Origin of the sequence: Sphingomonas sp. (genome assembly GCF_050725575.1) — a bacterium.
Lineage (GTDB): Bacteria > Pseudomonadota > Alphaproteobacteria > Sphingomonadales > Sphingomonadaceae > Sphingomonas.
On sequence record NZ_JBOHHW010000007.1, the window covers coordinates 93,761 to 107,415 of the forward strand.

The 13,655-nt window shown below is 66.0% G+C and carries 9 protein-coding genes; 4 read left to right on the top strand and 5 right to left on the bottom strand.

Annotated features, from left to right (window positions below):
- Positions 1-8 precede the first annotated feature (8 nt).
- Complete coding sequence (locus ACRECS_RS07300) at positions 9-1,298, bottom strand: amino acid permease (RefSeq protein ID WP_431582303.1); 1,290 nt, start codon at positions 1,296-1,298, stop codon at positions 9-11.
- A gap of 156 nt (positions 1,299-1,454) precedes the next feature.
- Between ACRECS_RS07300 and ACRECS_RS07305 the strand changes: the two genes are divergently transcribed.
- Both ACRECS_RS07305 and ACRECS_RS07310 read left to right on the top strand, forming a co-directional pair.
- Entirely contained in the window at positions 1,455-3,056 is a 1,602-nt protein-coding gene (locus ACRECS_RS07305) for a tetratricopeptide repeat-containing sulfotransferase family protein (protein ID WP_431582304.1), read from the top strand.
- Positions 3,057-3,184: 128 nt separating this feature from the next.
- Positions 3,185-5,803: a TonB-dependent receptor gene (locus ACRECS_RS07310; protein WP_431582305.1), complete on the top strand. Its 2,619-nt coding sequence runs from the start codon at positions 3,185-3,187 to the stop codon at positions 5,801-5,803.
- 35 nt (positions 5,804-5,838) lie between these two features.
- On the opposite strand, the gene ACRECS_RS07315 is transcribed toward ACRECS_RS07310, so the two are convergent.
- The 4 genes from ACRECS_RS07315 to ACRECS_RS07330 are packed head-to-tail and all read right to left on the bottom strand — an operon-like array spanning position 5,839 to position 9,978.
- Positions 5,839-6,756 carry a crotonase/enoyl-CoA hydratase family protein gene (locus tag ACRECS_RS07315; protein ID WP_431582306.1) on the bottom strand — a complete coding sequence of 306 codons (918 nt, stop codon included), beginning with the start codon at positions 6,754-6,756 and terminating at the stop codon, positions 5,839-5,841.
- Entirely contained in the window at positions 6,744-7,367 is a 624-nt protein-coding gene (locus ACRECS_RS07320; protein ID WP_431582307.1) for an Isoquinoline 1-oxidoreductase subunit, read from the bottom strand. Before ACRECS_RS07320 ends, ACRECS_RS07315 begins: the two co-directional genes overlap by 13 nt.
- Positions 7,364-9,514: a molybdopterin cofactor-binding domain-containing protein gene (locus ACRECS_RS07325; RefSeq protein WP_431582308.1), complete on the bottom strand. Its 2,151-nt coding sequence runs from the start codon at positions 9,512-9,514 to the stop codon at positions 7,364-7,366. Before ACRECS_RS07325 ends, ACRECS_RS07320 begins: the two co-directional genes overlap by 4 nt.
- On the bottom strand, positions 9,511-9,978 hold the full coding sequence (locus ACRECS_RS07330; protein ID WP_431582309.1) for a (2Fe-2S)-binding protein: 468 nt from the start codon (positions 9,976-9,978) through the stop codon (positions 9,511-9,513). Before ACRECS_RS07330 ends, ACRECS_RS07325 begins: the two co-directional genes overlap by 4 nt.
- A gap of 130 nt (positions 9,979-10,108) precedes the next feature.
- Here ACRECS_RS07330 and ACRECS_RS07335 point away from each other — a divergent pair, with 130 nt between their 5' ends.
- Entirely contained in the window at positions 10,109-12,604 is a 2,496-nt protein-coding gene (locus ACRECS_RS07335; protein ID WP_431582310.1) for a DegT/DnrJ/EryC1/StrS family aminotransferase, read from the top strand.
- Positions 12,601-13,653 (top strand): glycosyltransferase family 2 protein, encoded by a 1,053-nt coding sequence (locus ACRECS_RS07340; RefSeq protein ID WP_431582311.1) that lies wholly within the window; start codon positions 12,601-12,603, stop codon positions 13,651-13,653. The genes ACRECS_RS07335 and ACRECS_RS07340 overlap by 4 nt, the downstream gene beginning before the upstream one ends.
- Positions 13,654-13,655: the final 2 nt, after the last annotated feature.

Below are 13,655 nucleotides of genomic sequence, written 5' to 3' on the forward strand. Positions count from 1 at the left end.
GGCTGGGCCTATGAGGCCGGTGCGGCGCGGCTGTGGCGGACCCAGAGATAGACCGGCAGGCCAGCGATGAGCAGCGCCAGTCCCCAAAGGTCCGCCTCCAGCCCAAGGCCATAGACCATCCACAGCACGAACGCCGCCGCGAACAGCGACGCGATCTTGAGCGGCAGATCGTCCGGCAGAAGCCTGATCGCGGCGAGTGCGCTGGCGAGATAGGCAAGCATGCCCGCCGCGAGCGACACCGAGGCGATGAAGGTGAACAGTTCCCCCATGCCGCGCGCATAATTGGACAGCGCGACCAGCGTGACGAGCACGCCGGAGACGAGATGCGCGCGGACCGGTGTGCCGCGCGCGCCCTCCTTGCCGAACCAGGCCGGGAACACACCGCCCTGCGCCATCGCGCGCGGCACTTCGCCCTGTAGCAGAATGAATCCGTTGAGCGCGCCGAACGCGCTGATCGCGGCGAACAGCGCGGCGAGATCGGCCGTCCCCGATCCGAGCTCGCGACCAAGGAATTCAGCGATCGGCGCGGGCGAGGCGGCGGTGACCGCGGCGGGCATCAGGAACGCGGTCGCCGCCGAGACGAGCAGATAGACGAGACCGGTCAGCGCGGTGCCGATCAGCGTCACGCGCGGCACGACATGGGCGGCATTGTCGATCTTGTCGGCCGGCACGGTCGCAGATTCCACGCCGAGAAAGCCCCAAAAGGTGATCGCCGCCGCCCCCGCGATCGCTCCGGCGCCGATCGGCACCGGCGGATTGGCGGCGATCGCCCCCGACCCGTCGCGCAGCAACAGCCAGATCGCCAGCGCGATAACGCCGACCAGCGGCACCAGTTTCAGCGCCATGGTCACGAACTGTACGCGCCCGGCCAGACCGACGCCGCGGATATTGACCGCGATCAGCCCCCAGATGATCGCCAGCGCGGCCAGCGCCGGCAGCTTGCCGAGGATCGGGAAGATCAGGCTGAGCGCGCTGACCACCGCGACCGCGATCGCCGCATTGCCCGCCCAGATCAGCACCCAATAGCTCCACGCGACGGCGAATCCCGCCCCCGGGCCGAACGCCGCCTGAGTAAAGGCATAGGGACCGCCGGCGATCGGCAGCTTTGCGCCCAGTCGCGCGAACACGAAGGCGAGGCACAGCGCACCGCCGATCGTCACGATCCAGCCGATCATGCCGTTCCAGCCAAGCGGCGCAAGCGTCGCGGGGAGCAGATAGACGCCCGACCCGATCATGTTGCCCATGACCAGCGCGAGGCAGGTCCAGAACCCCAGCGCGCGACGTGATACCTTGGTCATTTAACCCCCACCGTCATGCCGGTCCCTTCGACTTCGCTCAGGAGAACCTTGTTCCGGCATCCGCCAGTCCGCAAATTCTACCGCCCCGGTTTGCTTCACCAGGGCCCCCGGAACAAGTCCGGGGTGACGAAGATGGTTGAACGAGGCTAAAGCTCAATGCCGATGACCTTTGCCGCCGTTCCAACACCCCGCTGGCCGCAGCGCCTGATCGACGCCGCGCTGGCGCTGCACGACAATCGTCTGTCCGAGGCCGAACCGCTGCTGAAGACGCACCTCAAGGAAGATCCGTTCGATGTGCAGGCGATCCGCATGCTCGCCGAACTGGCCGGGCGGATCGGGCGCTACAGGGATGCGGAGAATCTGTTGCGCCGAGCGGTCGAACTGTCGCCGGGTTTCACCGCCGCGCGCGCCAACCTTGCCATCGTGCTGTATCGCCAGAACCGGCCGGACGAAGCGATCGCCGAACTCGACCTGGTGCTTGAGGAAGAACCCGACAATCCCGGCCATGCCAATCTGAAGGCCGCGGCGCTGGCGCGGATCGGCGGCTTCGACGACGCGATCGCACTGTACGAAGAGGTGCTGAAATCCGCGCCGCGCCAGCCCAAAGTGTGGATGTCGTACGGCCATATGCTGAAGACGGTCGGGCGCCAGGCGGACGGCGTCGCCGCCTATCGCCGGTCGATTGCGCTGATGCCGGAACTGGGCGAGGCATGGTGGAGCCTCGCCAATCTGAAGACCGTGAAGTTCGACGATGATGATATCGCGGCAATGGAAGCGGCATTGGCCCGGGCCGATATTTCGGACGAGGACCGATTCCATCTCGATTTCGCGCTGGGCAAGGCGTTCGAGGACCGCAGACAGGCAGCGGCGGCGTTCGCGCATTATGCGGCCGGCAACAGGTTGCGGCGGACCAGAATCGTCTATGACGCCGACGAGACCGAGGCATTGGTCGATCGCAGCATTCAGCTTTTCACGCCCGATTTCTTCGCCGCGCGCGTTGCGGCGGGCTATGATGCGCCCGACCCGATCTTCATCCTCGGCATGCCGCGCGCGGGATCGACGCTGGTCGAGCAGATCCTGTCGAGCCATAGCCGGGTCGAAGGAACCTCCGAGCTTCCCGATATTCCGATCCTTGCGCGGCGCTGGGCCGATTATCCCGATCGGCTTGGCGGGGTACCGCATGACCGGCTGCGCGCGCTGGGCGAGGAATATCTCCAGCGCACCCGCATTCAGCGCCGCACCGACCGGCCCCTGTTCATCGACAAGCTGCCCAACAACTGGGCGCATGTTCCGCTGATCCACCTGATCCTGCCCAATGCGACGATCATCGACGCGCGCCGTCATCCGCTCGGCTGCTGCTTTTCCAACTACAAACAGCATTTCGCGCGAGGCCAGGCGTTCAGCTATTCGCTCGACGATATGGGCCGTTACTATCGCGGCTATGTGCGGCTGATGGCGCATGTGGATACGGCGTTGCCGGGACGGGTGCACCGAGTGACCTACGAAAACATGGTCGATAATACCGAGGCCGAGGTCCGCGCCCTGCTCGCCGCATGCGGGCTCGACTTCGAGCAGGCGTGCCTTGAATTCCACAAGACCGACCGCGCGGTGCGTACCGCAAGCTCCGAACAGGTGCGCCAGCCGATCTTCCGCGAAGGGACCGAGGCGTGGAAACCGTTCGAGCCATGGCTCGATCCGCTCAAGGCGGCGCTGGGCGAGGTGCTTGATCACTATCCGGACACGCCCCGCTTCGCCTGATCTCTCCCTCGGGCGTGGCAAAACTGTCACGTTCCCGCCATGAAATGAGAAGGTCCATATCGGACCGTTGACGATTGTTGCGGGCGCGAACAGTCTGTCGAAACAGAATGTCGTTTCGGGGGATCGTCATGCACGTCACTAAGCGCCGCACCATATTGGCCGCCATGCTGGCCACCGCGGCGGTCACCGCCTGCCCTGCCCTGGCGCAGGATCAGGCACCGGCGGACACCCGCCCCGCGATCGACGATTCAGACGACATCATCGTCACCGCGCAGAAGCGCGAGGAAAATCTCCAGAACGTGCCGATCAGCATCCAGGCGCTCGGCACGAAAAAGCTCGACCAGCTCAACATCAGCAATTTCGCCGAATATTCGCAGCTCCTCCCCTCGGTCGCGTTCCAGAGCTCCCAGCCAGGCGTGACCACCGTCTATATGCGCGGCGTCGCATCGGGCGGCGACGGGAATCATTCGGGCTCGCTGCCCTCGGTCGGCGTGTATCTCGACGAACAGCCGGTGACGACGATCGGCGGCACGCTCGACGTCCATGTCTATGACGTGGCGCGGATCGAGAGTCTCGCCGGGCCGCAGGGCACGCTGTACGGCGCCTCGTCGCAGGCCGGCACGATCCGCATCATCACCAACAAGCCCGATACGACCGGCTTTTCCGGCGCGGTCGATGCGGAGGTCAATACCGTTGCCAAGGGCGGCGTGGGCGGCAAGGCGGAAGGCTTTGTCAATATTCCACTATCGGACATGGCGGCGCTGCGCGTGGTCGGATTCTACCAGCGCGACGCCGGCTATATCGACAATGTCGCCGGCACGCGGAACTTCAACGTATCGGCACCGGCAGCGCCGCTGGCGCCCGGCTATACCGGTACGGTCACCAACGCAGCGCTGGTGAAGAAGAATTTCAACACCAACGAAACCTATGGCGGGCGTGCGGCACTGAAGGTCGATCTCGACGATAACTGGACGGTCACGCCATCAGTGATTTACCAGGAACAGCGCAGCAAGGGCCTGTTCGGATATGATCCGCGGGTCGGCGACCTGAAGGTGCAGCGCTTCAATGCCGACAGCCGCCGCGAGCGCTTCGTCCAGGCCGCGCTGACGATCGAGGGCAAGATCGGCAATTGGGACGCGACCTATGCCGGCGCCTATCTCGACCGTACGGCCCATTCGGCGACCGATTATACCGATTATTCGGAAGCCTATGATTCGCTTTATGCGACGCACAACGGCATCTCGAGCTATTTCTATTTCCACAACGCGGCCGGGCTGACGATCGACCCGCGCCAGTATGTGATCGCGTCCGATCACTTCAAGAAAATGAGCCAGGAGTTCCGCGTCGCATCGCCGCAGGACGAACGGTTCCGCGTCGTCGCAGGGCTATTCTATCAGCGCCAGAGCAATTTGATCCATCAGGACTATCAGGTGGCCAACCTTGCGCCGCTGCTGTCGGTCAACGGGGCGCCGGGCACGCTGTGGCTGACCCAGCAGCACCGGGTCGACAAGGATTACGCGATGTTCGGCGAGGCAAGCTACGACATCCTGCCCAATCTGACGCTGACCGCGGGCGCGCGCGCCTTCATCTACGACAATTCGCTGATCGGCTTTTTCGGCTTCGGGCGGAATCCCGCCTATATCCAGGGTGGGACGGGTAACCCGCCGCCAAACGCAGCAGGCAGCTCGCGCACCGGCGTCGCCGGATGCTTCACCAATCAGGGGCTGAGGCTGCGCGACGCCCAGCTGGCCGGTGCGGGAACAACGCTGTTGCCGCCCGCAGTCGATGGCGGCCCCTGTACCAACCTTGGCGTCTATAACACCCGCACTGGCGGGGTCGATCCGGTCGAGGCCGAGGGTCAGGGCGTGACTCACCGGCTCAACCTGACCTGGAAGCCGACTGAGGACATCCTGCTCTACGGCACCTGGTCGCGCGGTTTCCGGCCCGGCGGCATCAACCGGCGTGCCGATGTGCAACCCTATGCCGCCGATTATCTGACCAATTACGAGGTCGGTGCGAAAACCACCTTGTTCGGCGGGCTGCTCCGGCTGAACGGCGCGGTCTATCAGCAGGAATGGAAGAAATTCCAGTTCTCCTTCCTCGGCGCGAACAGCTTCACCGAAATCCATAACGGCCCCAATGCCCGTATCCGGGGCATTGAAATGGACGCGAACCTGTCGACCGGCGGGCTCAGCCTGACGGCCGCCGGATCCTATACCGATGCCAAGACGCTGCAGAATCTGTGCGGCTATGACGACCCGACCTTCACTTGCGCGACCGCGGGGCCAACGGGGCAGATCAACTATATCTCGGCGGCCAAGGGGACGCGCCTGCCGATCACGCCGCGCTTCAAGATCAACGGCACGGCGCGCTACACGGCCCCTGTCGGATCGGGCAAGGCCTATGTCCAGGCCGTCGTCGCGCATCAGAGTTCGGCAACGTCGGACATTCGCAACAAGGTGTTTATTGGCACCTTCCTCGACCCGACCGATCCGGCGACCGTTGCCGATCCGGCAAGTTTCTTCAACGCGGCCACCGCGCTGGGACGCCTCAAATCCTACACCACCGCCGATTTCGCGGTGGGCGGGCAGTTCGGCTCCTACTCGCTTGAACTGTTCGTGCAGAACGCATTCGACGAGCGCGCCGAGCTGTCGCGGTTCCAGGCATGCGGCAATTGCGGCCAGCGCGGCTATATCGTGACCAACACGCCGCGCACGATCGGCGTTCGCGCCGGCACCAAGTTCTGACGGCGGGCGCCCCGGCTTCGGCCGGGGCGGCCTTCTCAATCGTAAGGCGGGTCGTCGAACCAGTCGGCGAAGTCATTCCACGCCGTCGACACGCGATCAGGGAAGACGGGTTCGCGCTTTTCGAGAAAGCTTGCCACGCCTTCCGCCGCGTCGCCGCTCGCGCCGCGCGCCCAGACCGCGCGGCTTTCGATGCGGTGCGCCTCCATCGGGTGTCCCATGCCGAGCCCGGTCCACAGCATCTTGCGCAGCAATGAGACCGAGACCGGCGCGCTGTTGCCGGTCAATTCCTGCGCCAGCGCACGCGCCGCGGGCAGGAGATCGTCGGGCGCATGCAGGCTGCGCACCAGCCCGCCTTTCAGCGCCTCTTCCGCGCCGAATACGCGACCCGAATAGCACCATTCGAGCGCCTGGCCGATGCCGACCAGCCGCGGCAGGAACCAGCTCGACGATGCCTCGTTCACGATGCCGCGCCGTGCGAAGACGAAGCCGAAGCGCGCCGTATCGCTCGCCAGGCGGAAATCCATCGGCAGGGTCATGGTCGCGCCGATGCCGACCGCCGGGCCGTTGATGGCGCCGATCACCGGCTTTTTAGAGGCGAAGATGCGCAGGCCCAGAATGCCGCCGCCGTCACGGACCGCGGGATGGGCATAATCGATGCTGCCATCGGCGCGGGTCGGCGATTCTGCGCCATTCCACCCGCCGCGCTTGTCATAGTCGAAGGTCGCGGTGCCGGCCGACAGGTCTGCCCCGGCGCAAAAGCCGCGCCCCGCGCCGGTGACGATCACGCAGCGCACATCGTCATCGGCATCGGTCGCATCGAATGCCGCGACGAGTTCCTCCATCATCGCCTTGTTGAAGGCGTTGAGCTTGTCGGGCCGGTTGAGCGTGATGGTGGCGATGCCGTCATCGACGCCGAGCGTGATGGTATCGAAACTGCGGGTCATGCCGGGCATTTCGCGCCGCTCTCCACCCATGCCCGGGTCAGCGCGCCGAACTCGGCCTGAGTGCCCGGCGCCGGCGTGCGGCCCTTGCCGGGATTCCACGCCCAGCCGACCAGGCTGTCATGGCTGTTATGCTCGATCAGCTGCTCGAGCGTCTTGCCGTCATTGCGCTTCGGATCCTTGATCTGTTCGCAGATCTGGCGAAGCGTCTTGCCCTCCCATGCCATGGCGATCGGCGCGAGGTGCCATTTGGGATGTCCCGGAATGCTGCCCGAGCCATTGGCGAACGCGACATTGGCGGGGCCATGGCAGGTCGCGCATTCCAGCCCGGCCGCACCGTGCCCGTCGGGGCCGCGTACCACCGGCGGATTATGCTGAGTCATCGCATCGCCCTGATTGGGACGATCGGTGCGGGGATGGCAGTTGAGGCAGCGCGGGCTTTGAATGACCTTGCCCATTTCAACGAACAAAGCGGCGGAGCGCGCATCGCCATCGGCCGGTCCGCCTTCGACGCTTGAGGCGGGCAGGCGCAGCGCCTGCCCGCCGCCCCCACCGCCGGCCAGCACGGCAACGGGAAGGGCGAGCGCGCTCATCGCGAGCACGACATGACGGGGCATGATCATGCATTGTCTCCATGCGCGAAGGGTAATCGGCGCACGGCCTTGCCGGTCAGCTTGCGCCACGCATTGGCGATGGCGGGGGCGGTCGGCGGCAGGCCGGGTTCGCCGACGCCGGTCGGATTGGCGCCCGATTTGATGATCGCCACCTCGACCTCCGGCATCTCGCCGATGCGCAGTGAGCGATAGCTGTCGAAATTGCTCTGCTGCACCACCCCGCCCTCACCCAGCGTGATCTCGCTGTAGAGGGCATGGCCGAGACCATAACCGATCCCGCCCTCGATCTGCGCGCGGATGACATTGGTGTTGATCGCGATGCCGCAATCGATCGCGCACCACATCTTGTGCACCTTCGGCAAACCATCCGCGCCCTTCGACAGTTCGGCGATCTGCGCGACATAGCTGCCGAAGCTCTTGTGGAAGGCGACACCGCGGGCACGGCCGGTTTTCGCGTCGAGTCCGCCGGCCAGTTCGGCGACGCGGTTGAGCACTGCCTTGGCGCGGTCATCCTTCATCAGTTTCAGGCGGCCGGCGATGCGGTCCTGACCGCCCAGCTCGAGCAGCTGGTCGAGAAAGGTTTCGACCGCATAAGCTGTGTGAGTGTTGCCGACCGAGCGCCACCAGAGCGTCGGCACGCCGTTCTGCATGACGTGGAAACCGGCGCGGAAGGCGGGGAAATCATAGGAGCTTTCGGTGACGCCCTCCATCATCGAATCGTCATAGCCCTTGGACTTGTCCTCGAACGGGGTGCCGATCATGAAGGACTGGGCAGCGATGACCGAGTCCCAGCCAACGATCTCGCCCTTGGCATCGACCCCGCCGCGCGCGCGGTGGACGACGAGCGGGCGATAACGGCCGCCGAGCAAGTCGGTCTCGCGTGTCCAGACATGCTTGACCGGCGTCTTGCCGCCCAATGCCTTGACCGCAGTCGCGGCCTCGACCGCGAATTCCATCGCCGGCGTCGCGCGCCGGCCGAAGCTGCCGCCGGCATAAAGTTCGTGCAGCGTCATGCCGGCAAAGGGCACGCCGAGCACGCCGGCGATCGCCGCCGTCTCGCCGACCTGGAACTGGCTGCCCATCCAGACATCCGCGCCGCCGTCGCGCGGTTCGATCACGACGTCGAGCGGCTCCATCGGGGCGTGCGCGAGATAAGGGAAGACATAGGTCGCATCGAGCGTCTTGGCAGCACTGTTGATCGCGGCAGCGGCATCGCCCTTCGCCTCGGCCTGTTTGCCCGGCGTCGCGGCCGCTTCGGCATAGGTTTTGATCATCGTCTCGGTTGAGCGGGTCTCGGCCTTGGACAGGTCCCAGTCCACGTCGAGCGCGGCACGGCCCTTGATCGCGGCGAACGTGTCCTTGGCATAGACCACCACGCCATGCGGTATCGCCTTGACTGCGACCACGCCGGGCACTTTCAACGCAGCGGCATCGCGCACTGCCTTGACCGTGCCGCCGAATGCGGGCGGATGCTGGATCACGCTGATCACCATGCCGGGGCGGCGCGTGTCCATGGTGAATTGCGCGGTGCCGGTGGTCTTGGCCAGCGTATCGATCTTGGGGACGTCGGTACCGATCAGGGTGAACTGGTCGGGGGTCTTGAGCACCGGCTTTTCCGGCACCGGGAGCAGCGCCGCATTGGCGGCAAGCTCACCGAAGCGCGCCTTGCGCTTGCCATGGCTGACCACGCCCTTCGAGACCTTGATCTCGGCGGCGGGCACTTTCCATTTCCGCGCCGCAGCCTCGACCAGCATCGCGCGCGCGGCGGCTCCGGCATTGCGCAGCTGCATCCAGCTATTGGCCATTGCGGTCGATCCGCCGGTGCCCATCGTGCCGAAGATGAGATTCTTGTAGAGCGGGTCATTGGCGGGTGCGAAGTCGATCCGCATCTGCGACCAGTCGGCATCCAGCTCGTCGGCGACGATCGTGGTCAGGCCGGTCGCCGGGCCCTGGCCGAATTCGACATGCTTGATGATCACCGTGACGCTATTGTCGGCGGCGATGCGCACGAACGCATTGGGCGCGAACGGCGCGGCAGCCTTGGCCGGTGCCGCGGCAGCGCGACCACCCAGCGGCAATGCGAGGCCAAGCACCAGGCCCGACGTGCCGAGGAATTCGCGGCGGCTTGTGCCCTTGGCATCGAAGGGCGCGTTCATGCCGCCGCTCCCGCGGATCTGGCCGCATCCTTTATCGCCTGGCGGACGCGAACATAGGTCGCGCAGCGGCAGATATTGCCAGCCATGCCGTGATCGATATCCTCGTCGCTCGGGTCGGGCTTGATCGAGAGCAGGCCGATCGCCGACATCACCTGGCCCGACTGGCAGAAGCCGCATTGCGGCACGTCGATCGCGACCCAAGCCGCCTTGACCGCATCCGCCGTCTTGCCCTTCACACCCTCGATCGTGGTGACGCTGCGTCCGGCGATGGTGCCGACCGGCGTCACGCATGAGCGACGGTTCTTGCCGTCGAGATGCACGGTGCACGCGCCGCACTGCGCGATGCCGCAGCCATATTTGGTGCCGGTCAGTTCGAGATGATCGCGCAGCACCCATAGCAAGGGTGTATCGGGGTCACCGTCGAACGTCGCTTTCGCCCCGTTGAGAAGGAACTCGGTCGCCATCCAGCGTCTCCCTTTTCGTACCCTCCGCGATGATACGGCGCGCGGCGGCACGCAGGCAACCGGAAACGTCCCGAATCGCAACTGATGGGTCGTAACGGCTTTTTAGGCGGCGGTCGGCATAAGGCGGACGATGCGTCACTTTCCTCTTATCGCCCCCAATCCGCCGCGCCTGAGCGAGCAGCTCGATGCGCTGCGTCGGGTCGAAGAGTCGGGCGTGTTCAGCAATAACGGGCCAGAAGTCCGCGCGTTCGAGGCCGAGATCACGGAGGCGCTGTTCGGCGGCCGCGGCGCGAGCCTGGCGGTCGCCAATGCGACGCTCGGCCTGATGGTCGCAATCAAGCAAGCCGCGATTGAGGCCGGACGGCTCGAGGGGCTCGCCCTGATACCCAGCCTGACCTTCGCCGCGACCGGCCAGGCAGCTTTGTGGTCGGGCCTGACACCGCTGATCTGCGATGTGGATCCGGACGAATGGAGCGCCTGCCCGGAGGCCGAGGAGCGGATGCTCCACCATTATGGCGACCGCGTCAGCGCGATCATCCCCTATGCGACCTTTGGCAATGCGATCGACCTAGATCGCTATGCCTGGCTGCAGCGGCGCTTCGGCGTCGGTGTGGTGATCGACGCTGCATCCTCGCTCGGCACGCGCGACGGCGCGGGTGACGGCTTCGGCCATGATGCCCCGTTCGCCGTGGTTTACTCGATGCACGCGACCAAGACCTTCGCAGTGGCCGAGGGCGGGCTGATCCATAGCGGCGATGCGGGGCTGATCGACCGGTTGCGCGCAATGATCAATTTCGGATTTGAAGGCGGGCGCAGCGCAACCCTGCCCGGCATCAACGCCAAACTACCCGAAGTGATTGCCGTACTGGCGCGCGCCAAGCTCGGCGAGATCGAAGCCGTGTGCGAGGCACGCGCCGCGGTCGAGGCGGCGTACCGCGAGACGTTGAGCGATTTCACTTTGCAGGCGGTCTCTGGCCAGCGGCGGGCGATGCAGTTCATGCCGGTGCTGCTGCCTGATGCGCTGGCGCCCTATCGTGACCGGATCGTGACCGACCTGCAAGCGGCCGGCGTCGGCGTCGGTCGCTATTTCAGCCCGCACCTCGCCGAACAGCTCTTGTTCCAGACCAGCGCGCTGATCGAGCCGACGCCGGTCGCCGACCGTGTCGCGGCACGCATGCTGTCGTTACCGATCACCGATGCGATGACGCCCGAGGATGCGCACCAGATCGCCGCGACCTTCACCGCAATCTGCGCCGCGGAAGCCGCGCGCGTCCCAGCCGAACCGAAACGCCGCGCGATTGCCGCGACGTTGATCGTCGGCGGCGGGCCAGCGGGGACTGCGCTGCTCACTGCGGCGAGCAAGAAGGGCCGGCTGGCCGATCTCGCCCGCACCGGGCTGGTCATGGTCGAGCGCGACGATGCAATCGGCGGCGGCCGGCTGGGGCGCTATGCGATCAATTCCGACAGCACCGCGCAGACGTTCCTGACCGCAGTCAAGGACAACCCCCACCCCGAACTCGCCGCGATCATGGCGCATCCGGCCGGCCGCGCGGTCGAACGCTATGCCGATGCGCTGGGTGTGCCGCTGGTCGAGGCCGGGCCGCTGCTGCGCGCGACTGGCGACCGGCTCACCGATATCGTCACCGCCAATGGCGGATCGGTTCTGACCGCGCATGACGTGCTGGGCAGTCGGCGTACCGCCGATGGCTTGTGGTGCACGCGGATCCGCCGCCGCGCCGACGGCGTCGAATTCGACCAGCTTTCGCATCAGATCGTCATCGCCACCGGTGGCCATCAGCCGCTCGACCGGCTGGTGCAGCAGAATGTCGCCGGCATCTCGCTGGTCGATCATGCCGGCGGCAAGCTGCTGCAATCCGACGAGGTTCTGTCGCTCGGCGGCTTCGCCAAGGTCGCCGATCTGCTCGCGGGCAAGCGCGCGCCGCGCATCGCAGTGGTTGGCGGGTCGACCAGCGCACTGACCAGCATCGCGCTGCTGCTCAAGGGCATTCCCGCTTTGCCGTTCGGCGCGGGCGGCATCACCTTGCTCCACCGCCGCCCACTGCGCCCTTTCTATCCTTCGGTCGAGGCGGCGCATGCCGAGGGCTTCACCGATTTCGGCCCCGATGACATTTGCCCGGTCAGCGGCTTCGTCTATCGCCTGGCGGGCTTTCGGCTTGAAGCACGCGAGCTGGTGCTGCGCATGCTCGGCGTCGATGGCCGCGCACCTGATCCGCGCATCGCGCTGCACCGCATCACCGGCGCGGACGATCAGTTGGCGCGCGATCATCTCGGCCGTGCCGATCTGGTCGTCGCGGCGCTGGGCTATCGCCCATATGCGCTGCCGATCAGCGACCAGCATGGCAATCCGATCATCCTCTCCGCGCAGCAGGGCGGTGCGATGGTCGATCCGCACTGCCGCGTGATCGATGCGAGCGGCGCGCCGGTCCCCGGTGTTTATGGCATCGGCCTGGCAGCCGGCTTCGTGCCCTGGGGCCCACTTGGCGGCGAAGCGAGCTTCTCGGGCCAGGCCAACGGGCTGTGGCTGTGGCAGAATGATATCGGGCAAATGATCGTCGACCAGATTCTGGGCGACGCCGATGGCGAACGGGAGCGGGCGGTCGCATGACGATTCCGGTCGTCAGCGTGATCATGGCGGCGTATAATGGCGCCGCTCTGGTCGGCGAGACGATCGCCAGCTTGCAGGCGCAGACCCTCAGCGATTTCGAGATCGTCGTGGTCGACGACCGTTCGACCGATGATACGCTCACCGTCCTGCGCGAGATCGATGACCCGCGGCTCCGCGTGATCGAAAGCGCGGCCAATCAGGGGCCGGTGCGGGCGCGCAATCGCGCCGTGGCGGAAGCGCGCGGCCGCTATATCGCCGGACTCGACCAGGATGACCTGTGCCGGCCGGAACGGCTCGCCCGGCAGGTCGCCTATCTGGAGGCGCATCCCGACACCGTCCTGCTCGGCACCGCCGCGACAGCGCTGGAAGACGGACGGTTGTCGGCGACCGGTCACGCGCCAGCATCCACGCCACTGCTGATTGAATGGCTGTTGCGGATTGAAAATCCGCTGGTCTGGTCGTCGGTGATGATCCGCGCCGACGCCGCGCGCCAGCTTTCCCCCTTCACGCGCCCGGCAATGCTCTATGCTGAGGATTTCGACCTGTATCACCGGCTGGCAGCGCTTGGCCGGATCGCGCGGCTCGATGACGAACTACTCGTCTATCGCCGACACTGCGGCGGGGCATCGCAATGTTTTGTCGACACGATGCGCGCCCATGCCAGGCTGGTGCTGGCCGAGGCCTATGCCGCGCTGTTCGGCGAGGAGGCGCAGCAGATCGCGCAGCTCGTCGTGCAGCATATCATGGGGCAGGAACCAGTGCCGCACCGAGCCGCGCTGATTCAGCTCGGCACGGCACTCGCGCGGTTGCAGGAGGATTTCCTGGCGACACGCAGCGTCGATGCGGAGAGCCTGACGCTGATTCGCTGGGAAACCGCGCGACGCTGGAGCCGGGTCGGCCGGGCGGCGCTGCGGACCGGTACCATTGGGCTCGGCGATGCCATCGCGGTGCGGCCCGACCACCTTGGGCTCGGTTATACCGGAGTCGAGGAATTGATCATGTCGCGCCTGATCGGCGGCGCGCGGTCAGCGATCAGGTGGGCGACATAGCG

What these genes read in the sequence shown, in the direction of transcription:
- ACRECS_RS07335 (WP_431582310.1), top strand. Translation starts at nt 10,109, where the DNA reads ATGCGTCACTTTCCTCTTATCGCCCCCAATCCGCCGCGCCTGAGCGAG.
- ACRECS_RS07305 (WP_431582304.1), top strand. Translation starts at nt 1,455, where the DNA reads ATGCCGATGACCTTTGCCGCCGTTCCAACACCCCGCTGGCCGCAGCGC.
- ACRECS_RS07300 (WP_431582303.1), bottom strand. Translation starts at nt 1,298, where the DNA reads ATGACCAAGGTATCACGTCGCGCGCTGGGGTTCTGGACCTGCCTCGCG.
- ACRECS_RS07340 (WP_431582311.1), top strand. Translation starts at nt 12,601, where the DNA reads ATGACGATTCCGGTCGTCAGCGTGATCATGGCGGCGTATAATGGCGCC.
- ACRECS_RS07310 (WP_431582305.1), top strand. Translation starts at nt 3,185, where the DNA reads ATGCACGTCACTAAGCGCCGCACCATATTGGCCGCCATGCTGGCCACC.
- ACRECS_RS07320 (WP_431582307.1), bottom strand. Translation starts at nt 7,367, where the DNA reads ATGATCATGCCCCGTCATGTCGTGCTCGCGATGAGCGCGCTCGCCCTT.
- ACRECS_RS07330 (WP_431582309.1), bottom strand. Translation starts at nt 9,978, where the DNA reads ATGGCGACCGAGTTCCTTCTCAACGGGGCGAAAGCGACGTTCGACGGT.
- ACRECS_RS07325 (WP_431582308.1), bottom strand. Translation starts at nt 9,514, where the DNA reads ATGAACGCGCCCTTCGATGCCAAGGGCACAAGCCGCCGCGAATTCCTC.
- ACRECS_RS07315 (WP_431582306.1), bottom strand. Translation starts at nt 6,756, where the DNA reads ATGCCCGGCATGACCCGCAGTTTCGATACCATCACGCTCGGCGTCGAT.